The organism is Corynebacterium sp. UD i78, from assembly GCF_056280545.1.
Window position 1 is genome coordinate 1,612,565 of record NZ_JBWCED010000001.1, and the last position, 26,509, is coordinate 1,639,073.

Annotated in this window: 22 protein-coding genes and 1 riboswitch; of the genes, 11 read left to right on the forward strand and 11 right to left on the reverse strand. The window is 67.8% G+C overall.

Annotation, left to right across the window (positions count from 1 at the left end):
• Window positions 1-122: 122 nt before the first annotated feature.
• A complete protein-coding gene (locus tag ACZ9GM_RS07630; protein ID WP_291473060.1) occupies window positions 123-1,010 on the forward strand; it encodes a phosphatase PAP2 family protein in 888 nt (295 codons plus the stop codon).
• A 12-nt stretch (window positions 1,011-1,022) separates the two neighbouring features.
• Here the strand turns inward: ACZ9GM_RS07630 and ACZ9GM_RS07635 are convergent, their stop codons facing one another.
• Complete coding sequence (locus ACZ9GM_RS07635) at window positions 1,023-2,093, reverse strand: enoyl-CoA hydratase/isomerase family protein (RefSeq protein WP_476037530.1); 1,071 nt, start codon at window positions 2,091-2,093, stop codon at window positions 1,023-1,025.
• Between the two features lie 159 nt (window positions 2,094-2,252).
• Between ACZ9GM_RS07635 and ACZ9GM_RS07640 the strand changes: the two genes are divergently transcribed.
• Complete coding sequence (locus ACZ9GM_RS07640) at window positions 2,253-4,118, forward strand: AMP-dependent synthetase/ligase (RefSeq protein ID WP_476037531.1); 1,866 nt, start codon at window positions 2,253-2,255, stop codon at window positions 4,116-4,118.
• Between the two features lie 6 nt (window positions 4,119-4,124).
• Here the strand turns inward: ACZ9GM_RS07640 and ppk2 are convergent, their stop codons facing one another.
• Window positions 4,125-5,030 carry a polyphosphate kinase 2 gene (gene ppk2 / locus ACZ9GM_RS07645; protein ID WP_476037532.1) on the reverse strand — a complete coding sequence of 302 codons (906 nt, stop codon included), beginning with the start codon at window positions 5,028-5,030 and terminating at the stop codon, window positions 4,125-4,127.
• A gap of 154 nt (window positions 5,031-5,184) precedes the next feature.
• On the opposite strand from ppk2, the gene ACZ9GM_RS07650 reads away from it, so the two are divergent.
• Window positions 5,185-5,661, forward strand: a complete 477-nt coding sequence (locus ACZ9GM_RS07650) for a hypothetical protein (RefSeq protein WP_476037533.1) — start codon at window positions 5,185-5,187, stop codon at window positions 5,659-5,661.
• A 148-nt stretch (window positions 5,662-5,809) separates the two neighbouring features.
• Window positions 5,810-7,063, forward strand: coding sequence for an N-methyl-L-tryptophan oxidase (gene solA / locus ACZ9GM_RS07655; RefSeq protein WP_291473332.1), 1,254 nt, complete (start codon window positions 5,810-5,812; stop codon window positions 7,061-7,063).
• Here solA and ACZ9GM_RS07660 read toward each other — a convergent pair.
• Complete coding sequence (locus ACZ9GM_RS07660; protein WP_476037534.1) at window positions 6,982-7,725, reverse strand: IclR family transcriptional regulator; 744 nt, start codon at window positions 7,723-7,725, stop codon at window positions 6,982-6,984. The two genes, solA and ACZ9GM_RS07660, sit on opposite strands and share 82 nt — an antisense overlap.
• A 75-nt stretch (window positions 7,726-7,800) precedes the next feature.
• Here ACZ9GM_RS07660 and ACZ9GM_RS07665 point away from each other — a divergent pair, with 75 nt between their 5' ends.
• Window positions 7,801-10,425, forward strand: coding sequence for a GcvT family protein (locus tag ACZ9GM_RS07665; protein ID WP_476037535.1), 2,625 nt, complete (start codon window positions 7,801-7,803; stop codon window positions 10,423-10,425).
• On the opposite strand, the gene ACZ9GM_RS07670 is transcribed toward ACZ9GM_RS07665, so the two are convergent.
• Complete coding sequence (locus ACZ9GM_RS07670; protein ID WP_476037536.1) at window positions 10,415-11,347, reverse strand: LysR family transcriptional regulator; 933 nt, start codon at window positions 11,345-11,347, stop codon at window positions 10,415-10,417. The genes ACZ9GM_RS07665 and ACZ9GM_RS07670 overlap by 11 nt on opposite strands.
• An 83-nt stretch (window positions 11,348-11,430) precedes the next feature.
• On the opposite strand from ACZ9GM_RS07670, the gene ACZ9GM_RS07675 reads away from it, so the two are divergent.
• From ACZ9GM_RS07675 to ACZ9GM_RS07690, 4 genes are read left to right on the forward strand one after another with little or no spacing between them, the layout of a single operon-like run.
• Window positions 11,431-12,732, forward strand: coding sequence for an aromatic ring-hydroxylating oxygenase subunit alpha (locus ACZ9GM_RS07675; protein ID WP_291473324.1), 1,302 nt, complete (start codon window positions 11,431-11,433; stop codon window positions 12,730-12,732).
• Window positions 12,729-14,024, forward strand: a complete 1,296-nt coding sequence (locus ACZ9GM_RS07680) for a flavin reductase family protein (RefSeq protein WP_291473323.1) — start codon at window positions 12,729-12,731, stop codon at window positions 14,022-14,024. Before ACZ9GM_RS07675 ends, ACZ9GM_RS07680 begins: the two co-directional genes overlap by 4 nt.
• 29 nt (window positions 14,025-14,053) lie before the next feature.
• The gene (locus ACZ9GM_RS07685) at window positions 14,054-14,377 is read left to right on the forward strand and encodes a putative quinol monooxygenase (RefSeq protein WP_291473322.1); all 324 of its coding nucleotides are present in this window, start codon (window positions 14,054-14,056) and stop codon (window positions 14,375-14,377) included.
• A 42-nt stretch (window positions 14,378-14,419) separates the two neighbouring features.
• The gene (locus ACZ9GM_RS07690) at window positions 14,420-15,919 is read left to right on the forward strand and encodes an L-serine ammonia-lyase (RefSeq protein ID WP_476037537.1); all 1,500 of its coding nucleotides are present in this window, start codon (window positions 14,420-14,422) and stop codon (window positions 15,917-15,919) included.
• Window positions 15,920-15,936: 17 nt separating this feature from the next.
• Here ACZ9GM_RS07690 and ACZ9GM_RS07695 read toward each other — a convergent pair whose 3' ends face one another.
• The 7 genes from ACZ9GM_RS07695 to ACZ9GM_RS07725 form a co-directional block, all read right to left on the reverse strand.
• The gene (locus ACZ9GM_RS07695; protein ID WP_291473320.1) at window positions 15,937-17,805 is read right to left on the reverse strand and encodes an alpha/beta-hydrolase family protein; all 1,869 of its coding nucleotides are present in this window, start codon (window positions 17,803-17,805) and stop codon (window positions 15,937-15,939) included.
• A complete protein-coding gene (locus tag ACZ9GM_RS07700) occupies window positions 17,798-19,669 on the reverse strand; it encodes an ABC-F family ATP-binding cassette domain-containing protein (protein ID WP_476037538.1) in 1,872 nt (623 codons plus the stop codon). The genes ACZ9GM_RS07695 and ACZ9GM_RS07700 overlap by 8 nt, the downstream gene beginning before the upstream one ends.
• A 46-nt stretch (window positions 19,670-19,715) precedes the next feature.
• Complete coding sequence (locus ACZ9GM_RS07705; RefSeq protein ID WP_291473318.1) at window positions 19,716-20,765, reverse strand: 4-diphosphocytidyl-2C-methyl-D-erythritol kinase; 1,050 nt, start codon at window positions 20,763-20,765, stop codon at window positions 19,716-19,718.
• On the reverse strand, window positions 20,762-21,718 hold the full coding sequence (rsmA, locus tag ACZ9GM_RS07710) for a 16S rRNA (adenine(1518)-N(6)/adenine(1519)-N(6))-dimethyltransferase RsmA (protein WP_476037539.1): 957 nt from the start codon (window positions 21,716-21,718) through the stop codon (window positions 20,762-20,764). Before rsmA ends, ACZ9GM_RS07705 begins: the two co-directional genes overlap by 4 nt.
• Window positions 21,719-21,765: 47 nt before the next feature.
• Entirely contained in the window at window positions 21,766-22,896 is a 1,131-nt protein-coding gene (locus tag ACZ9GM_RS07715) for a transglycosylase family protein (protein WP_476037540.1), read from the reverse strand.
• Between the two features lie 60 nt (window positions 22,897-22,956).
• Complete coding sequence (locus tag ACZ9GM_RS07720) at window positions 22,957-23,799, reverse strand: TatD family hydrolase (RefSeq protein ID WP_476037541.1); 843 nt, start codon at window positions 23,797-23,799, stop codon at window positions 22,957-22,959.
• 10 nt (window positions 23,800-23,809) lie between these two features.
• Window positions 23,810-24,502: a TenA family protein gene (locus ACZ9GM_RS07725; RefSeq protein WP_476037542.1), complete on the reverse strand. Its 693-nt coding sequence runs from the start codon at window positions 24,500-24,502 to the stop codon at window positions 23,810-23,812.
• Window positions 24,490-24,590: riboswitch (TPP riboswitch) on the reverse strand. Its footprint overlaps the gene before it by 13 nt.
• A 176-nt stretch (window positions 24,591-24,766) precedes the next feature.
• Here ACZ9GM_RS07725 and ACZ9GM_RS07730 point away from each other — a divergent pair.
• On the forward strand, window positions 24,767-25,417 hold the full coding sequence (locus ACZ9GM_RS07730) for a tRNA-dependent cyclodipeptide synthase (protein ID WP_476037543.1): 651 nt from the start codon (window positions 24,767-24,769) through the stop codon (window positions 25,415-25,417).
• Window positions 25,418-25,498: 81 nt separating this feature from the next.
• On the forward strand, window positions 25,499-26,509 hold the full coding sequence (locus tag ACZ9GM_RS07735) for a cytochrome P450 (RefSeq protein ID WP_476037544.1): 1,011 nt from the start codon (window positions 25,499-25,501) through the stop codon (window positions 26,507-26,509).

The window sequence follows — 26,509 nt, forward strand, 5'->3', positions numbered from 1 at the left end:
TATCCGGCGTACTGGATATGTCGGCCCGACTGCCGTAAAGTGCACGGGGTATATTGATCGGTTCCGCACGCCTCCTCGTCGCGGGCCGTCCACGTGGAGGAGGAAGCCCCGTAGTGACAACCATGAGAAATGTCGGCGAAGACAGCGCCGTCGACGTGACCGACCGGGCAGCGACTGACGGGACTGCGTCGGTCACCTCCTCGGTCCGTCTCAGCGGCCTGCCCGTCCGGATTCTCAACTACCTCGTCAAGCCGCGCTGGTGGTTCGAGATCGCGATGATCTACGGCATCTACGCCGTGTACTCGCTGATCCGCAACGGCGTCCACGATGTCGAGGAGAAGGCCTTCTCCAACGGCCAGTGGATCCTCGACGTCGAGGACAAGCTCGGTCTGGCCTGGGAGCGTGGACTCAACACCTTCCTGGACAACACGCCCTCGGTGGCGGCGGTATGCGCAGTGGTCTATGCGTCGCTCCACTTCGTCGTGACACCGGGAACGCTGGTCTGGCTCTATGTGAAGCACCACCGTCACTACCGCTTCACCAGCACCGTCCTGATCCTCACCACCTGCCTGGCCCTCGTCGGCTTCTACACCCTGCCGACCGCGCCGCCGCGGATGTTCGGCAACGAAGGTTTCGTCGACATCATGGCGAAGACCGGCTCGTGGGGCTGGTGGCCGGAGTCCGGCACCCCGGCCTCGGACAACATCTCGAATCAGTTCGCTGCCATGCCGTCACTGCACTGTGCCTGGGCGACCTTCTGCGGCATCGTCATCGTGATGTACACGAAGAACCACATCGTGCGCGTCCTCGGCGCCCTGTACCCGGTCCTCACCTACTTCGTGGTGATGGGTACCGCGAACCATTACCTGCTCGACATCGTCGGCGGCCTGGTCACCCTCCTCGCCGGCTTCATCCTGACCTGGCTGCTGCGGATGGCCTGGCGGGCCTACCTGGCCCGGCACCTCGATCCCCGGATCGTCACCCAGCTCTCCGAGAAGGGCGCCGCCTAGCACCTCGGAAGCTCAGCGCTCCGGCAGCTCATCGAGCACAGCCCGGATCTCCGCACGGACGCCGTCTCCGATCTCCGCCAGTGTCGCGGGGACGAAGGCGGCGTCCTTCGTCTTGTCGACGAGCACTGCCCGCACACCTTCCGCGAAATCTGGCAGTTGCCGGGCACGGCAGCCCAGGGCGAACTCCGCGTCCAGCGCTTCGCGCAGGGTGTGCCGCGACGAGTACTCCAGCAGCGCGGCCATCGCCTCCAGGGAGCTCGGGCTCGCCGGTGCCAGGAGTTCCCGGGTCAGCGACGCGGTGGCATCGGTGTCGTCCTGAAGGCGGGTGGCGATCTCCTGCCACTGGAGACCGCCCATGATCTCGACGATGCGTCCTGCCATGTCCGACAGTGCAGACTCCGGGTACTCCGACCCGTGGACCGCGCTGGCGAAGGCCGCGTCCGCACCCTCGGCGAAAAGCAGGTCGGCGAAGGTGTCGGCGTCAGCCACCAGGTGGGTGGCCAGCCCGGTCCACAGCAGATCACCTGCGGTCAGTCGGTAGGCGGTCGCGGCGAGCCACAGTCCGAGTTCCAGGGAAGGGCTCCCCTCCTCCGACTGCGTCGGCAGGTGGGTGAAGACGTGGGAGATACCGACGTCGGTGATGAACCCGATGGCCGCCTCCGGCATCGACGCCCAGGTCTTCGGGGTGATGACGCGGTGCGTCGCATGCATGGACACCCCCATGCCGCCGCCCATGGTGATCCCGTCGAGCAGGACGATGACGGGCTTGGGGAAGGTGGCGATCGCATGGTTGACGTCGTACTCCTCGAGGAAGAACGCGTCCCCCTGCTCCCGATCCCCCGCCAGGTCACTCTCCCGCACCGAGCGCACGTCCCCGCCCGAGCAGAAGGCCCTCGGGGACGCCGACCGGATGAGAACCTGCCGGATGCCGTCATCCGTGGCGAAGCGTTCGAGGGCGGCGGCGATGCCACGGATCATGGCGAGGTTCAGGGCATTGAGGGCGCGGGGCCGGTCCAGGGTGATGACGCCGGTGGTGCCGGCGCCGGTGCCGAGGACGGCGACAGTGATGTCAGATTCAGTCATGGCCCCATGGTGACACAGGTCACCGGAGCAGTGGAATGAACGGCAGTTCGGCATCTTGAGGTGAATGTCGGAAACCTGTGCGCTGCATCATGTTTTGTTTGCTACAGTGAGGCACATCACCAGCGCCGGACGCCCGGCCCGAGCCCCATGAAGGGACCCATGATGACCACCGCCAGTTCCAGCACCTCGACCGTCGAACTCGACCCCGCCGTGCAGTCCGTCGGCCATATGCTCCGTCGTCGCGTCGCCGCCACGCCGGACCGTCGCGCCTACAGTTTCCCGACCGGGGACGGCACCTGGGACGTCGTCAGCTGGGAACAGCTCGGCATCCAGGCGGCAGAGGTCGGCGCAGGTCTCATCACGCTCGATGTACAGCCCGAGGACCGCGTCGCCATCGCCAGCACCACCCGCTTCGAGTGGGTCCTGGCCAACTACGGGATCATGGACGCCTCGGCGGCCACCGTCACCGTCTATCCCACCAGCATCGCCGACGACGTGCAGTTCATCCTCGACGATTCCGATGCGAAGGTCGTCTTCGTGGAGGACGCCGAGCAACTCGCCAAGGTCTCCGACCTGCGCGACCAGCTGCCCAAGGTCGAGCACGTCGTCCTGATGACCGGCCGCATCCCCGAGGGCACCGACACCTCCTGGGTGCTCACCATGATCGACCTGCGCCACCGTGGCGTCCTCGCGCTGCGCGATAACCCCGCCCTCGTCGACGAGCGGGTGGACGCCACGACGATGGAGCATCTGGCCACCCTGATCTACACCTCGGGAACCACCGGGCGTCCCAAGGGCGTCCGACTGCCTCACCGGGTGTGGGTCTTCGAGGCGTACACCGCCGAGGCCACCTCGAGGGCCGCCGGCGACGAACTCCTGACCATCGACGACAAACAGTTCCTGTGGCTGCCACTGGCGCACGTCATGGGCAAGCTGTTCATGGTGCTGCCACTGCATTTCGGATTCGAGACCGCCGTCGACGGCCGGATCGAGAGGATCGTCGACAACCTTGCGGAAGTGAAGCCGACATTCATGGCGTCCGCCCCACGCGTCTTCGAGAAGGCCTACAACGGCGTCGAGGCGGCCATGGTCGACAAGGGCGGCGTCACCGAGAAGCTGTACCGGTGGGCGGTGGAGAAGGGCGGCACCGTCTTCGACGCGGACCACGGGGTCGGACACGCGAGCGCCTTCACCCGCTGGCAGGCGAAGCTCGGCGACAGGATCGTCCTGTCCAAGGTCCGGGAGCGCTTCGGCGGTCGCGCCCGCTTCTTCATCTCCGGCTCCGCCGCACTGAACCCCGAGATCGGTCGCTGGTTCGGCGCGGTCGGTATGCCGGTGCTCGAGGGCTACGGTCTCACCGAGTCCAGTGCCGGCACCTGCCTGACCCAGCCCACGCAGTACCGCACCGGCTACGTGGGGCGCCCCCTCAACGGTATCGAGGCGAAGGTGGACAGTGACGGCGAGCTGCTGCTGCGCGGCCCCTCGATCATGGACGGCTACCACAACAATCCGGAGGCCACCGCCGAGGTCTTCACCGAGGACGGCTTCTTCCGCACCGGTGACATCGCCGAGATCGACGACCAGGGTCGGGTGCGCATCACCGACCGCAAGAAGGAACTGTTCAAGACCTCGAACGGTAAGTACGTCGCCCCCGCCCTCATCGAGTCAACGTTCCGCGGCCTGTGCCCGGTGGCCAGCCAGATGGTCGTCATCGGCAACAACCGGAAGTACGTCAGTGCGCTGATCACCCTTGACGAGGCCGCGATCACCGGGTGGGCGGAGAAGGCCGGGATCAGCGGCAGTTACAAGGAGATCGTCGCTTCGCCGCAGGTCCACGGGTTGGTCGGCGGCTACGTCGACGAGCTCAACGCCACGCTGAACCGGTGGGAGCAGATCAAGACCTACAGGATCCTCCCGCGCGACCTCGCGGTGGAGCGCCAGGAGATCACCCCGTCGCTGAAGCTGCGGCGCAAGGTCATCGCCGAGCACTTCGGCTACGAGATCGAGTCCCTGTACCCGGAGTAGGGACGGCTACTTCTTCTTGTTCTTCTTGTTCTTCTTGTTCTTCTTCGCCTCGACCCTGGACTTCTCCAGGTCTCCGGCGACGTCGGGGACGTAGCGGAACTCGGTGCGCGGAGGGCGCTCGTAGGTCGAGTCCCCTTCGGGGCGGGCGGGGATCTTCGGGGGATTGTTCTCGACCTTCTCCCAGGGGACCGACTCGAGGATGTGGTTGATGACGTTGATACGCGAGCGCTTCTTGTCCTCACTCTCCACCGTGTACCAGGGGGCGGTCACGGTGTCCGTGTGGGCGAACATCTCATCCTTCGCGCGTGAGTAGTCCTCCCACCGGGTGATGGACTGCAGGTCCATCGGGGAGAGCTTCCACTGACGCAGCGGATCCTCACGCCGTGAAGTGAACCGGCGGATCTGCTCGTCGTCGGAGACCGAGAACCAGTACTTGCGCAGCATGATGCCATCCTCGACGAGCATCCGCTCGAACACGGGAGCCTGGTGCAGGAACCTCCGGTACTGCGCGGTGGTGCAGAATCCCATCACGCGCTCGACGCCGGCCCGGTTGTACCAGGAGCGGTCGAAGATCACGATCTCGCCGGCGGTGGGGAGTTTCTCCACGTAGCGCTGGAAGTACCACTGCCCCTGTTCGCGGGAGGTGGGCGTCGGCAGCGCCTCAACCCGGCAGTACCGCGGGTTGAGGTACTGGGTGATGCGCTTGATCGCGGAGCCCTTTCCCGCGGCGTCGCGTCCCTCCATGATGATCACTACGCGGGCGCCGGTCTCGCGGACCCACTGCTGCATCTCCACGAGTTGCGCCTGGAGATCCTCCAGCCGCTTCTCGTAGGCCTTCTTGTCGAGCTTCAGCGGCGAGTCGACGGCTTCGTCGGCACCGGTGGTCGGGGCGTTCTTGCTGTTCGCGGACATGCCCGGAGTGTACCGCGCACGGTCCGCGGGGGCTCTGCGACAACTCCCCCATGATCACCCCTTGGCGATCACATGTTCGAAGCATAGAGTTATCCTCACTGAAAGAACATGTCTCTGGTCTCCGTAGTGCATCACATGATCGGGAGGAGCGACCATGGACGACGACAACGGTTGGGACATCCCCGAGCCCCGCCCCCCCCCGGTCGGCAGCGTGGTCGACCTCCAGACCGCACTGGATGCACTCGTTGCTGCGGTGGAAGCGGTTGTCGGGCACGGCGCGGACACGCGGGCCCGGATGAACCAGTACAACCGCACCCATGCAGCGAAGCGGATGGAGGCGTCCCGCGAGAAGCTGCCACCGGCAGATACCTCCTTCGTCACCGCCCATGAGGACGCCATGTCGGACATTCCGGCACGGCGGGCCCGCATCATCAGTCGGATCTTCAACATCACCAGACGGGAGGCGAAGGTGAGGCTGGCTACGGCGACCCGGATCAGCGGGCTCCGCGTCGACTGGATCCCGCCGCAGAGCACGGACCCGGACCGGGCGCCGGTCCACAACGACCATCCGACCGTCTGCGCCATCCAGGGAGGACACGGCGACGCACCGTGGGTGGTCCAGCGGAGGTAACACCTGTGTGAAATGTGGACGCAGTGCCTCCGCAGCTCTTGCACGCTCTCCGGACGACACTTAGCGTGTTGCGTATAACAGACGCAGTTGCATAATACGCAACATGTCACCGTCAGATTCCACGGCACGATCCGGAGGAGACCACGCCATGCAGCACTTCGACGTCATCATTCTCGGCACCGGCTCCATGGGTGGCGCGGCCGCCAACGCCCTGGCCGAACGCGGTGTCAACGTCCTCGGCATCGAGGCTTTCGAACCCGGCCACGACCAGGGCGCGGCTCACGGCGGGACCAGGATCATCCGCCAGTCCTACTTCGAGAGTCCGGACTACGTCCCCCTGCTCCGTCGGTCCTACGAACTCTTCCGGAAACTCGAGGAAGAGTCCGGGCGGGACATCATGCAGCTCTGCGGCGGGATCTACATCGGGGACCCGGACAGTGTGACCTTCGCCGGTTCGAGGCTCGCCTCCGAACTGCACGGCCTCGACCACGAGATCCTCACCGCCGGGGAGATCCGGGAGCGCTTCCCCACCATGGACCCCGCCGACAACGCCCTCGGCCTCTATGAGGCGAACGCCGGCTACGTCCGCCCCGAGGAGACCACCATCGCCAATGCCGAGGTCGCCGCGAAGAAGGGCGCCACCCTCCACTTCCACGAGAAGGTGCTCTCCTGGCGCACCACCGGTGACGGCAGTGTGACTGCCGGGGTGGAGGTCACCACCGACAAAGCCACCTACACCACCGACAAGCTCATCGTCTCCCCCGGCGCCTGGGCCCCGGTGATGCTGCCCGAGCTGGACCTTCCGCTGCAGATCGACCGGATGCTCTTCTACTGGTTCTCCCCCGACTGCACCGCCGAGGTCCCCTTCGAGAGCTGGAGCGAGGAGAACCACCCCGTCTACATCGAGGAGACCAACGGAAACGACCAGATCTACGGCTTCCCCGCCACCGACGGCCCCGACGGCGGGTTCAAACTCGGCTTCTTCCGGAAGGGAACCCCCACCACCGCGGACACCATCGACCGGGAGGTCCACTCCCATGAGATCGACGAGATGCGGGCTCGCGCCGTCGAACTGTTCCCCGGCCTCACCGGCCCGGTAGTCCAGGCGAAGACCTGCCTGTACTCGGTGACCCCGGACGAACATTTCGTCGTCGGTCCTCACCCTGACCACCCGCAGGTCATCGTGGCCTGCGGCTTCAGCGGCCACGGCTTCAAGTTCGTCCCGGTCATCGGCGAGATCCTCGCCGACCTGGCCGTGGACGGCCGGACCGACCACGGGATCTCACTGTTCGACCCCGCCAGATTCCGGCCGTCGCCGGTTCAGCGCCAGCGACCGACCGAGGACGCCAGTCCCGCGAGCTGTCCCGCCACCTCGGCGAAACTCTCCGGGACCAGCCGATGATTCGGGCCGGTGACCGTCAGCACGGCCTCAAGGGAACTGTCGGGCAGTCGCAGCGGCACCGCGACCGCCGTGATGTGGTCCTCCCACTCTTCATCCGAACTCGCCCAGCCCTGCGCCCGTACCCGGTCAAGTTCCGCGGCGAGAGCGTCTGCGGTCACGATGGTCCGGTCGGTGTACGCCTCCAGTTCACGGGTGGCGTCCTTCGCAGCGCCCCCGTCGGACAGCGCGAGGAGCAGTTTTCCGGAACTGGTGGCATGACCTGGCGTCCTGCGCCCCAGGTAGTGGTGCGGGGAGAGCAGTCCGGCACCGACGGCCTGGGTGACGTTGACGGCGAAGATACCGTCGAGGACGGCGACGTTGGCGGTCTCGCCGGTTGCCTCCGCGACCCGGTCGCAGAGCAGCTGCGCGGCACCGGAGAACCCGGCGCGGTCCGCCACCGCACCGGCCAGACGCAGCAGTCCGAATCCCAGCCGCCACTGTCCGCCCGCACCGTCCTGGTCGACGAGGTCATGGTCGGCAAGGGTCGTGAGCAGGCGGGTGGCACTGGACTTGTGCACCCCCAGATGTTCCGCGATCTCCCCCGTCCCCGCCTGCCCGCGGGACGCCAGAAGGTCAAGTGCCGCAACGGCCCGGTCGACTGACTGCACTGACTGACTTGCCATGCCCGCACGGTACGCATCCTGTTGCGTATCACGCAACCCGACACCATCTGCCGCACCACCACGAGGAGCCCTCCGATGTCCGTCCTCCCCAGCACCGTCTCCCCCTCCGACCGCATCGTCATCGTCGGTGCCGGCGTTGTCGGCGCCGCTCTCGCCGATGAACTCGTTCTCCGGGGCGCCACCGGTGTCACCCTCATCGACCAGGGGCCGCTCTACGCCACCGGCGGGTCCTCCTCCCACGCGCCCGGCTTCGTCTTCCAGACCAACGCCTCCCGGGTGATGAGCCTGCTGGCCCAGCGCACCCTGGACAAGCTCGACGGACTGGAACTCGACGGCGCACCATTGCTGAACCGCGTCGGCGGACTGGAGATCGCCACCACGGACACCCAGCTCACCGAGTTGAAGCGACGCCTCGGTTTCGCCCGTTCCTGGGGAGTGCCCGCCGAACTCGTCGGCCCGGAGCGGGTCGCCGAACTGTGGCCGGGGCTGAACACCGACCTCATCCTCGGGGCGCTCCACTCTCCCACCGATGCCGCGGTCCACTCTGCCCTGGCCGTCGAGTTCCAGGCCCGGCGCGCCGAGGCCGGCGGAGCGACCGTCCTCGGCCTCACCCGCGTCACGGAGGTGCTCACGGAGGACAACAGGGTCACCGGCGTCGTCGTGGAGGACGCAGGAGATTCCGGTGACGCCCACGAGGCGCCCCGCACGATCCCCGCCGATGTCGTCGTCACCTGTGGTGGCATCTGGGGTTACCCGCTGGCGAAGGCCGGTGGCCTGCGCGTGCCGATGCACCCGATGGAGCACGGCTTCGCGTGGACCGGTCCGGTCCCTGACCTGCCCGGGACCCGCAAGGACGGCACACCGCTGCGGGCGGAGGAGCCGTCCCTGCCCATCGTCCGACACCAGGGTGCCGGCATCTACTTCCGCGAGTTCGGTGACCGGATCGGCATCGGCGCCTACGAGCACCGTCCGCTGCCGCTGGACCCGGCCGACCTCACCGACACCGCCCACATGCTCGCCACCGGGGAGCACCCGGCGAAGCGTCAGTTCACTCCGGAGGACTTCGCGTTCACCCGCGAGGAGATGGGACGCATCCTCCCGGCGGTGAAGGACCTGGAACTCGAGGACGAGTTCAACGGGGTCTTCTCCTTCACTCCGGACGGCGGCCCGATGCTCGGCCCGTCACCGCACGTCGACGGGTTCTGGTGTGCCCAGGCAGTGTGGGTGACCCAGTCCGCCGGCGTCGCCCAGGTCATGGCGGACTGGATGCTGACCGGGGATCCCGGCATCGACACCCACGAGCTGGACCACACCCGCTTCGACCCGGCGCTGCTCTCCGACGGGTGGATCCGGGGTCGCGCGGCGGAGAACTACGACGAGGTCTACGACGTCCACTTCCCGCACCAGTCCACCGCGGTGACCCGCGGACTGAAGACCAGCCCCTTCCACCTGCGCATGGAACAGGCCGGGGCAGTGTTCGCCGAGCACAACGGGTGGGAGCGTCCGCTGTGGCATGAGTCGAATCTCGCGCTGCTGGAGGACCCGGACTTCCTCACCCGGGACGCCCGCGCCGTCCCCGGGCCGGTGAAAACACCCACCCCGGAATCCGTCAACGACCCGGTTCCCGTCGCCGTCCCCCGGAAGGACGCCTGGGGCCGCGTCAACTGGTCGCCCGTCGTCGCCGCCGAGGCCTGGGCAACCCGTAACCGGGCGGCACTCTACGACATGACCTCGCTGACCCGGATCCTGGTGCGCGGAACCGGGGCGACGGCGTTCCTCGAGGAACAGTGCTCCAACCTCATCGACAAGCCGGTCGGCAGGACGCTCCCGGTGGTCTACTCCCTGCTGCTCGACGACGCCGGTGGCGTCCTCTCGGACGTGACCGTCACCCGCCTGGGCGACGAGGAGTACATGCTGGGTGTCAACGGCGCGATGGACGTCACCCGGCTCAGGAAGCAGGCCGCCGGCCGAGGCGCGGTGACCGTGGACGACATCACCACCTCGACCTGCTGTCTCGGGCTCTGGGGGCCGCGCGCCCGGGACATCCTGACGCCCCTGGCCGAGGGCGACATCAGCAATGACGGCCTGAAGTACTTCCGCGGTCGGAAGATGTTCATCGCCGGCGTCCCGGTACTCATCCAACGGGTCAGTTACGTCGGCGACCTGGGCTGGGAGATCTACACCCCCGCCGCCCACGGACTGCGGCTGTGGGACGCCGTCTCCGCCGCCGGGGCAGCCCACGGCCTGGTCCCCGCCGGACGCCTCGCCTTCAACAGTCTGCGGACCGAGAAAGGCTACGTGTCCTGGGGCGCGGACGTCACCCGGGAGAACACCCCGGCGGACGCCGGTCTGGGGTTCGCAGTGAAGGAGGACCCTGCCGCGAAGCCGACCCGCTTCACCGGGCGGGACGCGCTGGCGGAACGGCCGTCCCGCGGAATGTCCCTGGTCACCTTCGTCTCCCGGCTCGATGCCGGTACCCCTGAGGCGGGCTCGCCGGTTCTGGTGGGGGACGCGACGGGCTGGGTCACCGGCGCCGACGCTGGCTATGTCACCGCCCAGACCGTGGGCACCGCCTGGGTGCCCGCGGAGCATGCGGCGCCGGGGACCACCCTGCGGATCAGCAGGTTCGACCGAGACATCGACGCGGTCATCGTCGACGGCCCGGTCGACGATCCGGCGGGCCTGCGGATCAGGCGGTGACGTTCCCTGTGACGTTCCCTGCGTCCTCCGCGGTGCGCTGCAGCAGATCGACCGCCTCCGCCACCAGGGCGTGGGCGCGGGAGCTGCGGCGCAGCATCACGAGGACGCGGCGGCGCGGCGCCGAGGGACCGTCCAGCGGCACCCGGACGACCGGCAGATCGGAGCTGAGCTGCACCAGCCGGGGAACCAGGCCGATGCCGAGGCCGCGCGAGACGATCTCGACACTGGACACCCAGTCCGCGACCTCGTGGACGACCCGGGGTGTGGCACCGGCGGCGGTGAAGGCCGTGGTGAACAGGGCACGGTAGGTGGTCCCGGGGTGGTCGGCCACCCACGGGTCAGAGGCGAGTTCCTCCAGCCGCACCGTGGCGCGTCCTGCCAGGGGATGGTCGGCGGGGAGGAGCACGTCGAGGGGGTCGTCGAGCAGCGGGATCTGCTCGATCTGCGAGGTCTCGGTGTCCGGGGCGGCCTGCATGGAGACCGTGACCGCGACGTCGAGCCGTTCAGCGGTGAGCAGGTCGATGCAGCGGTCCGGCTCCGCCTCGGTGATGGTGACGTCGAGGGCGGGGTGGTCACGGTGGAGCTGCGCAGCGACGGTGGACAGCAGGGCGCCGGTCGCCGAGGAGAAGCCGCCGAGCCGGAGGGTGGTGGGTTCCTGCCCCGGGGTGGCGCCCAGGACCTCGCCGCGGATGTCCTCCCAGAGGGCGACGAGGGCGTCCGAACGGTCCACGAGGGTGCGTCCGGCGGAGGTCAGCCGCAGTCCCCGGCCCTCCCTGGCGACGAGCGGGACGCCGACGGCGCGCTGGTACTCGCGGAGCTGCGCCGAGACCGCCGACGGGGAGTAGCCGAGGATGTCCGCAGCGGCGGTGACGGTACCGCAGGAGGCGAAGGTCCGCAGCACGGTGAGGCGGTGATCGATCATGTCCAGATAATACGGATATTCCGCACAATATTGTCGATAAATCTGCCATTTATTTCCATGAATGAGGGCTATACCTTTGCTGCATGACTCTCGCGCAGCACACGACAGCCACCACAGCACCGGCCGCGCCCGGCCACCGGGACCGTATGCTCGATCTGCTGCGACGAAGACCGCTCCGTACCTCCCTGGACGCACCGCTCTACACCGACCCCGGCCTGTTCTCCCTCGACGTACAGGGCATCTTCGGCACCCAGTGGCTCTTCGCCACCACCGAGGCGGAGATCCCGGACCCCGGCGACTACGTCACCGTTGAATTCGGCCCCCTCTCGCTGATCATCATCCGCGACGACGACGGTGAGGTGAACGCCCTCCACAACGTCTGCCGGCACCGCGGCGCCCGCGTCATGACCGACCGTCGCGGCGCCACCGCCCACCTCACCTGCGCCTACCACTCCTGGACCTACGCCACCGACGGCACGCTGCTCCACGCGTCCTCCCCCGGCGAGACCTTCGACCGGACCTGCTTCTCGCTGCGCACCGCGCACGTCCGCTCGGTCTGCGGCCTCGTCTTCGTCTGCACCGCCGCCGAGCCTCCCACCGACATCGACGACCTCGCCGCGACCGTCACCCCGTACCTCGCCGGGTTCGACATCGCCTCGGCGAAGGTCGCCACCCAGATCGACCTCATGGAGGAGGGGAACTGGAAGCTCACCATGGAGAACAACCGGGAGTGCTATCACTGCGGCGGGCACCCCGAACTCGCCTGCTCCCTCTTCGCCACCTGGGGCCTGACCGCTGACACCGTCCCGCCGGAGCTCGCCGCCGACTGGGACCGCTCCCTGCTCGCCGACGCCGCCCTCCGCGACCGCTGCACCACCCACGGCCTGCCCTGGAACATCGTCGAGCATCTCACCGACCGCGACGCCGGGTTCCGGATCTCCCGCGAGGCCCTCGACAAGGCCGGAGAATCCTTCTCCGTCACCGGTGCGCGACTGTCCCAGAAGCTCATGGGTGACCTGCCGGACTTCCGGCTCGGCCGCACCTCGCTGCACGTCCAGCCGAACGCCTGGTTCCACGGCCTGTCCGACCACGTCATCACCTTCGCCGCCTACCCGGTCAGCGCTGACCGCACCCTGGTCCGCACCACCTGGCTCGTCGCCGAGGACGCCGTCGCCGGCGAGGACTACGACGTCGACGAGCTCACCTACGTGTGGCGGCACACCAATGCGCAGGACGCCGACTTCGTCCAGCTCGCCCAGCAGGGCGTCTCCTCCCCCGGCTACGTGCCGGGCCCCTACATGCGCAGCGAGGACCAGGTCGAGGCGTTCATCAGCTGGTACACCGACCACATGATCCGATACCTGGATCCCGGGGAGCAGGCATGAACGGCATCATCGTCGAACAGTTCACCCCGGCCGCGGTCCCGCCGGTCAACAGCGTTCCCCTGCGTCCCCGTCAACGGCTCGACGCGACCGGATCCGTCATGCCCTGGGCCGCCGACGCCGCGACCGGTGCACGCGCGGAGATCCTGGCCCGCGACTTCGCCGGCATCGCCCCGCCCTCGGTGCCCGAGGAGTTCGACGTCGAGGTCACGGCGATCAGGGACGAGACGCCGTCGATGTCCACCCTGGTGCTGCGTCGGACCGACGGTCGCCCGTTCACCCACCGGGCAGGGCAGTTCGTCCACCTCGGCGTCCCCGTCGACGGTCCGGACGCCGATCCGGTCGACCGGTGCTACTCGGTCTCCTCCTCCCCTGTCCTGTCCGTCTACGGTGACCGGTCCACCTTCACCGTCTGCGTCAGGAAGGTGCCCGGCGGCAGGGTCTCCGGCTGGATCCACGAGCAGCTCAGCTGCGGGACCACCCTGGAGGCCCGGGGACCGCTCGGTTCCTTCCACCTGCCCGACGTCGACCGGCGCGCCCGCTATCTGTTGTTCGCCGCGGGTGCCGGCATCACGCCGGTGCTGTCGATGGTCCGGACGCTGGCCGCCCTGCCGGGGCCGGTGAACACCGTGGTCGTCTACCATGCGCGCACACCGCTGGAATTCGCCTTCGCCACCGAGCTACGCGACCTCGCCGACCGGACGCCCGGCCTGACCCTCTGCATGTCACTGGGCACCCTCACCCCGGACTCCGCCCCCGGCTGGCCCGGCAGCTTCGGCAGACTCTGCCCGGACACCGTCGAGCAACTCACCGACGACTCCTGCGGACGCCGGGTCTTCGCCTGTGGTCCACCCGGCTACCTCACCACCGCCCGGCGGGTCGCCACCGATCTCGGGGTGCCCTGGAACGCCTTCCACGAGGAGACCTTCAATGAGACCACCACCTCCGTCGACCCGGGACCGGAACAGACGCCCGCCCCGGTTACTGACGTCCCGGTTGTCGCCCACCCCGCCCCCGGCTGCTGCACCGTCACCTTCCACCGCTCCGGCGGCAGCATCGACGTCGCGCCCGGTGAGACACTCCTGGATGCAGGACGCCGCGCCGGAGTGCCACTGCGCTCCAACTGCGGCAACGGTGTCTGCGGGTCGTGTGCGGTGCAGAAGCTCGCCGGGTCGGTCGACATGGACGACCACGGCGGACTGAGGCAACGGGAGATCGACGCCGGGAAGATCCTGCTGTGCTGCTCCCGGCCCGCAGCGGCGACAGCGGGCGAATCCATCGTCCTGGACTGCTGAGCCCGGACCCGCTGAGTACCCTGGACCCCATGATTCTCATCAACGTCCGTTTCCGTCCGCTGCCCGAATACGTCGAGAACTTCCGGGAGCACGTCGCCGACTACACCGCCGCCTGCCGCGCCGAGGAAGGCTGCCTCTTCTTCGAGTGGTACCGCAACACGGACGACTCTGACGAATACCTGCTCGTCGAGGCCTACAAGGACGGCGCCGATGTCGCCCACGTGCAGTCCGACCACTTCAAGGCCTCCTGCGAACTGTTCCCCACCCTTCTCTCCGAGACCCCGCAGATCATCAACGACCACATCGACGGCAAGACCGAGTGGGACCGGATGGCTGAGTTCTCGGTCGACTGAGAGAGCCAGAACGCACGGTATGTGCAGACAATGAGGTGACCCGTGACGGTCAGTGTCTTCGAGCTTTTCCGCATCGGTGTGGGCCCGTCCAGTTCCCACACCGTCGGCCCCATGCGGGCGGGGCTGCGCTTCGCCCGGCTACTGCACGGACGGCGTGAGCAGGCCGGGACGGGCACCGTCCTCACCGACACCGCCACTGCACCGGTCGGCACCGTGGCCGGCGGCGCGGTGTCCCGCCCGGCGGGGATCACCGTGATCCTCTACGGTTCCCTGGCCGCCACCGGCGCCGGCCACGGTACTCCGGGTGCCTGTCTGCTCGGACTCGACGGCTGCGATCCGTCGTCCGTCAATCCGGACCACATGGAGTCCCGGCTGCGCGAGATCCGCGACACCCGCACCATCCACCTCGCCGGCGACCCCGCCATGCCGGTCACCTGCGGCTTCGAGGACATCATCCTGCGTCCCGCCGTGGTACGTACGGTGCACACCAATGCAGTGACTTTCAGCGCCCTTGAGACCTGCGGCGGCGACAAGGTCGACAGCGGTGACAGCGGTGACAGCGGTGACAGCACAGCCATCCCGTTCTCCGAGACCTACTACTCCATCGGCGGTGGCTTCATCCGCACCGCCGACGAGTCCGCGTCCGGCATCGTCCTGGCCGGGGCCCCCACCTTCTCCTCCGCCGAGGAGCTGCTGCAGCGGGCGGAGGACGCCGGGAGCGTCGCCGCCGCCCAACGGAACTGTGAGCGGCTCGCCAGGTCCGACCGGGAGATCGACGGTCAGCTCGACGCGATCGTCCAGGCGATGGACGCCTGCGCCGAGCGAGGCATGGGCGCCGACGGCGTCCTCCCCGGCGGGCTGCTTGTCCGCCGGAGGGCACACCGGTGGTACACGCAACTCACTGACGAGGACCCGTCCTGTACCGCGGAGTTCTCGGAGGACTGGGTGAACCTCGTGGCCCTGGCGGTCAACGAGGAGAACGCGGGCGGTGGTCGGGTGGTCACGGCACCGACCAACGGAGCCGCCGGAATCATCCCCGCCGTGCTCTTCTACGCCCGGACCTGGACCCGGGCCGGTCGGGCCGACCAGCGGGAGACCTGGCGCCGGTTCCTGCTCGCCGCCGGGGCTGTGGGCTCGCTCTACAAGGAGCGCGCGTCGATCTCGGGCGCGGAGGTCGGCTGCCAGGGTGAGGTCGGCTCCGCGGCATCCATGGCCGCTGCAGGGCTCGCCGAGGTCCTCGGTGGGACACCTGCCCAGGTCTGCAATGCGGCGGAGATCGCCATGGAGCACTCGCTCGGCCTGACCTGTGACCCCGTCGCGGGCCTGGTGCAGATCCCCTGCATCGAACGCAACGCCATCTCCGCCGGCAAGGCGATCAATGCCGCGAAGATGGCGCTGCGTGGCGACGGTAGTCACCGGGTGAGCCTCGACGAGGTCATCGAGACCATGCGTCGGACCGGTGCGGACATGTCCGACCGCTACAAGGAGACCGCCGGCGGTGGCCTGGCGACCACCGTGGCGGTCAACGTCCCGGAGTGTTAGGCAGGGTCAGACAGGGATCAACCGTTCCCGCCGATCTCCTTCTCGGGTCCCTGGGTACTCATCGCCTCCTCCAGCTCACCACGGAGCCGGGAGATGTCGTCATCGGTCCAGCCGTCACCGACGACCGCGGTGAGCCCGTCGATGACGGAGGTGCCGTAGTTGTGACCGTGGCCGTCAGGGACCTTTGCCGCACGGGGAAGATCCAGGGTGACCTGCCAGAAGGTGACGAAGGGCATCCAGGTCATCGCCGGGGTCCGGTCGAATCCGGCGTCCTCCTTCAGCCAGTCCGGGCGCTTGAGGATGAGGTCCGGTGACCACCACACCACGGGGTCCGAGGGGTGCTGGACGTAGAGTACGCGCGGCGAACGCCACTCATCGCTGCCGTCCGCCCGGTTGAGTTCATGACGCCAGGCGGTGATGTCCCCGGCGTTCTCCGCGAACCGCACGGTCATACCACCCGAGTACTCCGGCAGCACCTCGCTGGTGCCCGGGTCGCGACGGGAGACGAAGTCCCCGTGCAGCCGGTTGCTGTTCGGCGGCCCCATCAGCAGCATGCCGTCGACGGCGCCGGCGATGTCGCGGATGCCGGAGAAGGCGCTCTCCGCGGCGGTGGTGCCGAGGGACTCGCCGTAGATGTACAGCTTCGGACGGTCGTCCTCGGGCAGGGTGTTCCACCAGTCGACGACGGTGGTGATCAGGTCCCGGCCGTAGTCCTCCACCCGGTCACGGTCGGTGACGAACTGGACGGCACTGGGCACGTCCGAGTACTGGGCGGAGGCGATGGCCGTGTCGCCGTCGAACATCAGCTCAAAGGCCTGGGCGGTGGTCGGGTTCACCCAGCCGGTACCGGTCGCCGGGGCGACCAGCAGGGCATTGCGGTCCTCAGCCCCGGTGCGCTGGAGCTCGCTGACGACATGCAGTGCACGCTCGCGGTCGTCGTCGCCGTCATCCATGCCCGCGTAGGCGCGGATCGGTTCCTTCGACGGGCGGCCGGTGAGATCCTCCAGCTCATCCTTGTACAGGCCCAGCGCGGTGAAGCGGGTGCCGTAGGCCCCGAGATCCTCCCACTCGGTCGGCGATCCCGGGCCACCGGAACGCTCACTGGCATGTGGCTTGACCAGGTCAGATCGGATCGGTTCGGAGCTGACGGAGAAGAACTGCTCCGTCGCCCGCCGGATGGTGCCCGGCAGCACGAAGTCGACGATGAGCACGGTGGCGACCGCCACCGCACCCCAGGACGCCAGCAGACGCAGACCGTAACGGGAATTGTTGCCCGGCACGGCATTCGCCAGCACACCGGCGAAGGCGGAGACGCCACGACCGAGGGCGACGAACAGAGCCCACACCAGCAGGCCGACCGGCAGAACGAGGAGGAACTGGGCCGGGGTGTAGGACCGGGCTCCCATGAGTTCGGCGAGATCCTGCTGCCAGCGCACGGCACGGAGCATCCAGACGAACAGTGCGACGGGGATGAAGACGAGCAGCGCGATCCGGAAACGGCTCCACCACACGGCGGGGATGCGTCGGCCGCCGGTCAACCGGTTCCACAGCGGTTCGATGATGTCCCTGCACCAGAGGTTCCAGTTGAGCAGCAGGAAGAGACCGATGAGGTGACCGGTTGCCGCGGACAGACCCGAGGCGATGCCCTGGTACAGCCAGGTACGCGGCACCAGCGACGGGGTCAGGGACAGTGCGAAGGCGACTCCGCCGATGACCAGTCCCCAGGTGTTGGGCGGTAGCGGACGGCGCAGGCCGAAGAACCGCGCGATCCGCGACCGGGGTTCCCCGGTATCGTCCTGGGACTTGTCCCTGGTTCCGCCGGGGGTCCTGCCCAGGGTCTCGTCCGGGGTCTCGTCCGGGGTCTCCTCAAGGATCTCCTCAGGCATGTCCCTCCTCGCGCATTTCGGCCACCTCGAGCCACCGCATCTCACAGTCGTCGTGTTCTGACCGTACTCCCTGGAGTTCCCGGTCAAGGTCGGCGAGCAGTCCTGTGTCGATCTGGCCGTCCGCCGGTGCCGCGGCGTCAGCGAGCTTCGCGGTGAGGGTGTCCACCTTCGCGCTGAGCTTATGCATCTTCCGTTCCAGGGCGTTGAGCTCCTTCTTCAGCTCGCGGTCCTCCTGGGCGGACAGGCCCGGGGAGGACGCGGCGTCGGCTGCAGCCGCTCCCTCGGCGGACGAGGAGCGGGCAGACACAGCCGCCGGGGCGGCGATCAGCTCGCGCCGTCGGTCGAGGTACTGCTGGATCCCGCCGGGCAGGTTGGTCAGTTTCCCGTCTCCGAACAGTGCCCAGGTGGAGTCGCAGATGCGCTCGATAAGGTACCGGTCGTGCGAGATGACGACGAGCGTGCCGGCCCATCCGTCGAGCAGGCTCTCGAGCTCCTGGAGGGTGTCGATGTCGAGGTCGTTGGTCGGCTCGTCGAGCAGCAGGACATTCGGCTCCGCCATGAGCACACGGGTGAGCTGCAGGCGACGTCGCTCTCCACCGGAGAGGTCCCGGACCGGGGTGCGCTGGCGCTTTGCGGAGAATCCGAGGCGTTCCGCGAGCTGGGAGGCGGTGAGTTCCTTCCCACCGATCTCCACGCGGGTGGCGACGTCTTCGACGGCGTCGAGCAGGCGTCGTTCCCCGTCCAGGTCCTCGAGTTCCTGACGCAGCCAGCCGATCTGGACCGTGCGTCCCTCGATCCGTCGGCCGCCGGCCAGCGGGTACTCCCCTGCCAGCGTGCGCAGCAGGGTGGTCTTGCCGGAGCCGTTGACGCCGACCAGTCCGATGCGCTCACCGGGGGTGAGACGCCAGGTGAGGTCTTCGACGAGGACGCGGGCCTCCGGGGGCGGGGTGGTGACCGTGGCGTCCTCCAGCTCGATGACCTTCTTGCCGAGCCGCTTCGTGGCGAAACTCATGAGTTCGACGGTGTCGCGTGGGGCCGGGACATTCTTGATCAGTGCCTCGGCGGCCTCGATCCGGTAGCGCGGCTTCGAGGTTCGTGCCGGGGCACCACGGCGCAGCCAGGCGAGTTCCCTGCGGGCCAGGTTGGCGCGACGCTGCTCCTCGGCGTCCGCCTGCCGGGCACGCTCGGCACGGGCGAAGGTCCAGTCGTTGTAGCCGCCCTCGAAGACGTCGACGGTGCCGTCGTGGACCTCCCAGGTGGTGGTGGCGACGGTGTCGAGGAACCAGCGGTCGTGGGTGACGACGATGAGGGCGCAGCGACGGAGCAGCAGATGCTGGGCGAGCCATTCCACACCCTCGACGTCGAGGTGGTTGGTCGGCTCATCGAGGATCACGAGGTCGAGGTCGCGGACCAGGGCCGCAGCGATGCCGACGCGGCGTCGTTCGCCACCGGACAGCCCTTCCAGTGGGGTGTCCATCCCGGCGCCGTCACCGAGGTCGTTGACGCCGATGCCCTCCAGGACATCGCGGATCCGCGGGTCCGACGCCCACTCGTGGGTCTCCAGGGTGCCGGATGCGCCGGTCAGTCCGGACAGGACCGCCTCGCCGACAGTGGTGCCGGGCAGGTCGCTGTCCTGGGAGACGACCGCCATGCGGAGGTCGTTGTTGCGGGAGACGCGTCCGGAGTCGACGGTATCGAGTCCCGCGAGGATGCGGATGAGCGTGGACTTGCCGCCACCGTTGAGTCCGACGACACCGATCCGGTCGCCGCTGTTGACCCCGAGGCTCACACCGTCGAGGAGCATCTTGAGCCCGTAGGACTTGTCGACGTTCTCGAGGTTGATGAGGTTGACTGTGCTGGCCATGGAGTTCTCTCAGTGATTCTTTCGTGTGGCGGGTGTTCAGACAGGATCAGGCAGGACGTGCGCCGTGGGAGGAGGACGCGGCGACGAAGGTGGGGCCGGTATGGCCGGCGACGGAGACGGCGGTGGCGACCTCGACGGCGTGCTCACGGTCGGAGCAGAGCATCGTGACGGTCGGCCCGGGACCGGTGACCACGGTACCCAGGGCACCTGCCTCGCGGGCAGCGGTGAGGGTACGCCGCAGTTCCGGACGCAGACTCAGCGCCGCGGACTGCAGGTCGTTCGCCAGGAGTTCGGCGAGCTCGGTCGGGTTGTCGGTGAGCAGGGCGCGCTGCACGGCAGTGACGTCACCGGCCCGGACATCGGGGCGCTCACCGCGGGCCGCGGCGTCCCGCTGGGCGTCCAGGCGGTCGAGGACCTCCCGGTACGGCAGCGGACGGGGATCGAGGGCCAGGGCCCAGTGCCGGGTACCTCGGCTCATCACCGGGACGAGGTCGGCGGCTCCGGGAATGGCGCCGGTGTCCATCACCGTGCCGCCGAGCAGGTGGGCGGGTACGTCCCGGCCGAGGGACGCAGCCAGGTCCTGCAGTTCGGCATCGGTGGGTCGGGGTGCGAGGGAGTAACCGGCGTCGGCGGCACCGGCACCGTGGAGGAGTTCGCGGGTGGCGATGAGGGCGGCCGCGGCGTCGGCGGCCTCTGCGTCGGCGGCTCCGGTGTCCCCGATGTCGGGGATCTCGCGGACGATGTCGACATGGATCTGTGGCAGGACGGCCTGCGGTGCACGTCGGTGGTAGCGGTCCACCACGGCGGTGACCGCGGCTACGGCGGCACGGCCGGTGTCCCCGGCGGTGGCTGGCCGCGACTGCTTCCCGGTGAGGTCCACCCCGGTGATCTCCGGGGACTCCGACTGACCGGTGACCGTGACGGTGACGGTCTCGGTGAGGTCCAGGGCCTGGCGGACGGTGACGAGGTCGCGGCCGCCGTCGGGGCGGTGGTCGCCCACGCTCAGCCAGAGGATCAGCATGCCCTGGGCGGTTGCCGTGGCAGAATGTGGCAGCCCGGTGTGCTCGGCGGGATCGGGCATGTCCGGGGCGGTCATTGTCCGGTGTCCTGCGGCGAATCCTGTGCAGAAGCCAGGGAGGCGACCGCGAGGTCGACGAAGGACGCGGTGTCGAGCTTTTCGCCACGCTCCTTCGGGTCGATGCCGGCGGCGGTGAGCACGGCCTCTGCGTCCGCCCCGGAGCCGAAGTGTCCGGACAGTGCGGCGCGTAGCGTCTTCCGGCGCTGGAGGAAGGCGGCGTCCGTCACCGCGAAGACCTCCTTGCGGAGGATTTCGGGGTCGTGCGTGGTCAGGGCGTCCTGCCAGGGGCGGGAGCCGTCGGTCCACCGGTCGATGCGGACGAGGCCGGAGTCGATCTTCGGGGCAGGCCAGAAGACGTTCTTGCCGATCGTTCCGGCCTTGGAGACCGCACCGTAGAACCCGGCCTTCACGCTGGGCACGCCGTAGATCTTCGATCCGGGGGACGCCGCGAGCCGGTCGGCGACCTCCAGCTGGACCATCACGAGCACGCGGCGGATCGACGGGAGCTCCTGCAGCAGGTGCAGCAGCACCGGGACGGAGACATTGTAGGGCAGGTTCGCGACCAGGGCCGTCGGCGCGGGGACACCGGCCTCGGCGAGGTCCGCCGCGGTGAGGGTGAGTGCGTCATGGTCGATGACCGTGACGTCGTCGGCGCGTGCCGGCGCGAATTCCCCGATGGTGCGGGGCAGGCGTGCGGCGAGTCGCTTGTCGAGCTCCACGGCGGTCACCCCACCGGTTCCACCTACCTGCTCCAGCAGGGCGAGGGTCAGGGAACCCAGCCCTGGACCGACCTCGATGACCCGGTCGTCGTCCGACAGTTCGGCGGCCGAGACGATGCGTCGGACCGTGTTCGGGTCGATGACGAAGTTCTGCCCCATCTTCTTCGTCGGGGTGATGTCGAGTTCCGCCGCCAGGGCGCGGATCTCTCCGGGGCCCAGCAGGCGTACCGTGTTCTCTTCGCTGTCCGTCACATGTCGAGGATAGCCTGTCGGGGACAGACGATCTATCAGCGGATCTGTCAGCGCAGGCCCATGCTGGAGGTGCAGGCAGGCCAGGCGCCCCAGCCCTGTGCGGCCTGGACCTTCTCGGCCACGGCGATCTGCTCCTCGCGGGTGGCCATGTAGGCCTCCGGAGCGTACTCGGTACCGCCGAATGCCGCCCAGGTGGACGGGGTGAACTGCAGGCCGCCGGAGAAGCCGTTGCCGGTGTTGATGGACCAGTCTCCGGTGGCCTCGCACTGGGCGAGCTGGTCCCAGACGGAGCCATCGGAGACGGAGGGGGCAGAGGATCCGGTGCCGCGGCGCACGACGCGCTCGGTGGCGGGCGTGATCTCCTCGCGCTTGAGCTCGTCGCGGTGTGTCTCGACACCGTTGAGGGAGTGGATACGGACGGTGACGCGGGCGGTACCGGCGGTACCTTCCTCGATGACCTCTTCCTCACCCTTGGCCATGTCCGGGTCCTCGATGACCTTCTCCGGCGGGGCGATCTCCTGGTCCTCGGTGACCTCTTCACTGGTCTTCCGGGTGACGTCGATGTGCATGTCGTCGGTGACCGGGGTGTCCGCCGACGGGGTGACGACGTCCTCCTTGCCCAACGGAGCACCGCGCATCTCGAGCACGTCGGCCACGGTCGGGGCAGACATGGTGAGGCGGGCAGGCGTCTCGTCCGGCTGGCCGTCGTTGAGCGTGAAGCTCTTCGGCGAGGTGATGTTGAGCTCCATGCCGTCGAGCGGGATGGCCGAGGCGCTGGCGGTGGTGGATCCGGCGTCGATGTCGAGCTCATCGAGGAGTTCGGAGACGGTCATCTTGGTGGTGTCGACGGTGCGGGACTGACCGTCGACGACGAGGGCGACCTGCCGGGCAGAGCGGACGGTGACGCGGGAGCCGTCGGAGACGGACTCGCTGAGACCCGGGGTGATGAGGTCACCGTCGGAGACGTCGACACCCTCGGACGACAGGATCGACTCAACGTCGCCGCGTACGGTGCTGGCCTTGAGGATCTTGCCGTTGACGTCGAGGGTGACGTCCTTGTGGTTGGTGGCGACGACGGCTCCGCCGACAACGAGGGTGGCGAGCATGCCGCCGGTGGCGACACGGAGCGGGACGGAGCGGGTGTGGTTGATGCGGTGGAGCGTCGACTTGTTCTTCACCCAGATCACGATACGGTAACGATGCGCTGACGGCAAAGATATGTGACAAGAATCCCGTAATTATTCCGTGATCCGGTAGAGATCACGCGCATTGCGTGTCACCTGGGCACCTAGTGCCTCTGGAGTCACATCTCTCACTTCTGCGACACAGCGTGCGGTGTATCCGACGAAAGCCGGCTCATTGCGCGAACCCCGGAATGGCTCTGGCGTCATGAACGGTGCATCGGTCTCGATGAGGATCCGGTCGGCCGGACAGATCCGCGCCGCTTTCCGCAGCTCCTCGTTCCGCCTGAACGTCACATTGCCGCAGAAGCTCAGCCAGTAGCCGCGGTCGACGGCCTCCTGCGCCACGTCCAGCGGCGAAGAGAAGCAGTGCAGCATGATCCGCAGGTCGTCCGGGGCGTCCGCCAGGACGCGCATCAGGTCGGCGTCCGCCTCCCGGTTGTGGATCATCAGCGGCTTGGCCAGCTCGTGGGCCAGGGCCATATGCCAGCGCAGCGCCTCCTCCTGGACGTCCAGAGGTGCCGTGCGCTCCGGATCATGGGCGATCCAGTAGGTGTCCAGCCCGGATTCCCCGACCGCCACGCAGCGCGGATCAGCGGCGAGCTCCCGGAGTCTGTCCTGCACACCGTCCTCGAAGAGCTGGTCCGCGCGGGTCGGGTGGATGGCACAGGCGGCGACGACCCGCTCATCAGCATGGGCGGCCTCGAGAGCCTGGACCGACTCGGCGAGGTCGTCGCCGACGGTGCAGACCTGGTTCACCCCCACATCCGCGGCCCGGTCCATGATCGCGCGCACCTCCTCCGGTGTCGTCGCTTTACAGGACGCCAGGTGGGTGTGCGCGTCGAAGAGTTCCGGCAGCGGCTCGGGTGGGACAGGGGTCGGACGCTTCTTCTTCGACATGGCTGTCAGGTTAGCGGTGCTCGCTGAAGAACTGCAGTTCCAGGTCCACGGTGCGCCGGAAGTACTCCCGCGCCAGGGCGGCGTCCTCCGGGGAGCGCTCCCCTGCGCGGTCCACCTCGGTGCGCAGGAAATCGATGAGCTGGTGAAACCCGGGGTAGTCATGCAGGCGCACCCATTCAGCGTGGACGTGGCGGGGCGGGTAGCCGTTCTCCCCCGTACCGTGGGCGCGGTTCTCCGGGCGGGTCGCCCAGTCGAGGTACAGCCACTCGCAGACCACGAGGACGCCGAGGATCGCGGCGTAGTTGCGGGTATCGGCGGCATCGACGAAGAGCTGCTTGAAACCGGCGGTGGCCCCGGTGTCGGGGACGGATGTGTCCGCATCCAGTTCGGACGCGGCCTCACGGAAGTAGGTGTCCTCGTCGCCGGCGACCTCGCCGAGGAACTGCGCGAAGCGGTGACGCGAGGGGCAATTGTCCGCCGTGGCGACCGCCGCACCGAGCAGGGCCATGAAACCGTCCGCGAAGCGGTAGTCCTGGACCAGGTAGCCGGCCATGTTCTCGTCCGGCAGCGTGCCGGCGAAGAGCTCGGTGACGAAGCGGTGGGTGGCCGCGGCTTCCCAGGTGGTGCGGTTCTCCTCCCGCAACGTGTCGCTGAAGCGAGTGGTGGGTGTGCCGGTCGTGGTCTGCGCAGCATAGTCTTCCATGACGATTCCTCCGCGAGTGTGAACTCGATCAGGTTCGACGGGTCTCATCTCAGCCCGGGCCTTCTCCCGGGCACCCCGTGTCACTGCCCGAGGGTACCTACGGGGGCGCTGAGCGCACTGATTTGCTGAAAAAATCCTGTGCAAAGCGCGCTGAACAGCATCGGGCCGAGGCACTGAGACAACAGTGCTCAACCGTTGCCACCACCGTTCCCACACACCTTTCATGGAACTGTCCATCGACCATCGTTCAGAGAGACCCATCTCATGGATATTCCAGACACCGACCATCTCATCATCGGCATGAGCCCTTTCAATCCTCATTTCTCCCTCGACTGGCTCATCAGCGCTTTCCGGTCGGGAGCTGACCACTTCGCCACAGTCGATGTGCTTCACCCCGGCGCCATCGCCACCTCCCTGCTGACCGCAACCGGGACCCCGGAAGGTCGAGCCCTACGGAGAGCGAGACAGCAATGCAGCAAGAAACTGCGGACTGTGGCTGCAGCAGTGGAACAGTCCGGAGTCGTGCTCGGACGGACCTCCCCACTACTCAACTCCGACCACATTGTGGAGCCGAACTATGCCGGTCGCAGAGAACAGGTTGCTGACGAGTACCTCCGCAACACCGAATTCCGACGCCGCTGCCCGGCCATGAGTTCGGCTGCCACCCAGTCACGTCTTCGGGCAATCGGCTCCTCCACTCCACCGGATCCGGGTATTGCCGTCGACTACGTACTTGATGAGCTCCCTGCGTACACCCATCGCGCAGACCTGTTCCACTACCCTTCCGCAGCACTGAGTTACCCCGCGCCATGGCCGGCCGGTGAGGACATCAGGGCAGGGGAGACATCTCTCGACACCGATCCGAACAGCCACTTTTTCGTCCTCGACCCCGAGCCGGAGGCACATCATGTCTGATCTTGACAACCCGACGCTCCTCTGCGATGAAGCTCTCTACGATCCGTACCCCATCTACCGGGGATGAGGGAGCACGGTTGCGTGTATCACGACCTCATTGCGGATGCCTGGTGCGTCCTTGATCTCGACCTTGTCCGCACTGTGCTGCAGGACTCGACCGGTTTCAGCAGTCACCATCTGGCAGACCGTGCCGAGCCCGTGCTCGGAGCACGTGTGCTCGCGCAGATGACCGGTGCCGAGCACACCGAGAAGAAGGCCGTCACCATGCACGGTCTCGCAACGGTTGCCATGGACGGCTACCACCTTCCCGCAGTTGAGACGGCTGTCACCAACCTGTGGGAGCGGGTAAAGGATGCCGAGTGCCTAGACCTCGTGGAAGAACCGGCAGGACCGTCCGCCACTAATGTGACGTGCGAGCTCCTCGGTATCGATGCACAGTGGAAGCACAAGGTTCTCCCGTGGAACCGCAGTGTCGTCCAGTTCATCACGCTCCTGCAGCAGACCCCTGACGAACGGTCACAACGGTTGGCGGACGCCGGATATTTCCGCGCGTCCATGCTCCGTCTCATAGAGACCCGGCGTCGATCCCCCCGACACGATCTCGTGAGCTATCTCGTGTACGAGACACTCCGGTCCCCAACGTTGGAGGAGTCTGTCACCACCGGTACCGGAAAAATCACCGATCTCCCTACTGAGACGCTACGGCTGCACCCGCCAGTCCAGATCATTCCACGGATCGCCGTCGGGAAACAGGTCCTCGGCGGGCACTCTATCCCCGATGGGAGCACAGTGTACTGCCTTACCGGTGCTGCTCACCGCGATCCCTCCTTCTTTCCGGATCCGGACAAGTTCATCCTGTCCAGGAAGGAAAACTCTGTACGAAGCGCCTTTCCCCCATCCGCTGAGCATCTTGCCTTCGGCTCCGGACGTCACTTCTGCATCGGTGCCATGCTCGCCCGTCGGCAACTTGAGACAGCGTTCCGTGCATCGTTGTCCCATTTTCCTGAGTGGAGGCTCGCCGCCGACCCGTTGACGGAGCATGGGCTGTACACCCGCGGGCCATCCCATCTCCTCCCCGAAAAGAGCATCTGA

Bases quoted from the DNA above. Each gene is read 5' to 3' on its own strand.
- ACZ9GM_RS07675 (WP_291473324.1), top strand. From the start codon at position 11,431: ATGACTCTCGCGCAGCACACGACAGCCACCACAGCACCGGCCGCGCCC.
- ACZ9GM_RS07650 (WP_476037533.1), top strand. From the start codon at position 5,185: ATGGACGACGACAACGGTTGGGACATCCCCGAGCCCCGCCCCCCCCCG.
- ACZ9GM_RS07730 (WP_476037543.1), top strand. From the start codon at position 24,767: ATGGATATTCCAGACACCGACCATCTCATCATCGGCATGAGCCCTTTC.
- ACZ9GM_RS07660 (WP_476037534.1), bottom strand. From the start codon at position 7,725: ATGGCAAGTCAGTCAGTGCAGTCAGTCGACCGGGCCGTTGCGGCACTT.
- ACZ9GM_RS07720 (WP_476037541.1), bottom strand. From the start codon at position 23,799: ATGTCGAAGAAGAAGCGTCCGACCCCTGTCCCACCCGAGCCGCTGCCG.
- ACZ9GM_RS07680 (WP_291473323.1), top strand. From the start codon at position 12,729: ATGAACGGCATCATCGTCGAACAGTTCACCCCGGCCGCGGTCCCGCCG.
- ACZ9GM_RS07630 (WP_291473060.1), top strand. From the start codon at position 123: ATGAGAAATGTCGGCGAAGACAGCGCCGTCGACGTGACCGACCGGGCA.
- ACZ9GM_RS07700 (WP_476037538.1), bottom strand. From the start codon at position 19,669: ATGGCCAGCACAGTCAACCTCATCAACCTCGAGAACGTCGACAAGTCC.
- ACZ9GM_RS07635 (WP_476037530.1), bottom strand. From the start codon at position 2,093: ATGACTGAATCTGACATCACTGTCGCCGTCCTCGGCACCGGCGCCGGC.
- ppk2 (WP_476037532.1), bottom strand. From the start codon at position 5,030: ATGTCCGCGAACAGCAAGAACGCCCCGACCACCGGTGCCGACGAAGCC.
- ACZ9GM_RS07640 (WP_476037531.1), top strand. From the start codon at position 2,253: ATGATGACCACCGCCAGTTCCAGCACCTCGACCGTCGAACTCGACCCC.
- ACZ9GM_RS07670 (WP_476037536.1), bottom strand. From the start codon at position 11,347: ATGATCGATCACCGCCTCACCGTGCTGCGGACCTTCGCCTCCTGCGGT.
- solA (WP_291473332.1), top strand. From the start codon at position 5,810: ATGCAGCACTTCGACGTCATCATTCTCGGCACCGGCTCCATGGGTGGC.
- ACZ9GM_RS07695 (WP_291473320.1), bottom strand. From the start codon at position 17,805: ATGCCTGAGGAGATCCTTGAGGAGACCCCGGACGAGACCCCGGACGAG.
- ACZ9GM_RS07725 (WP_476037542.1), bottom strand. From the start codon at position 24,502: ATGGAAGACTATGCTGCGCAGACCACGACCGGCACACCCACCACTCGC.
- ACZ9GM_RS07665 (WP_476037535.1), top strand. From the start codon at position 7,801: ATGTCCGTCCTCCCCAGCACCGTCTCCCCCTCCGACCGCATCGTCATC.
- ACZ9GM_RS07685 (WP_291473322.1), top strand. From the start codon at position 14,054: ATGATTCTCATCAACGTCCGTTTCCGTCCGCTGCCCGAATACGTCGAG.
- ACZ9GM_RS07705 (WP_291473318.1), bottom strand. From the start codon at position 20,765: ATGACCGCCCCGGACATGCCCGATCCCGCCGAGCACACCGGGCTGCCA.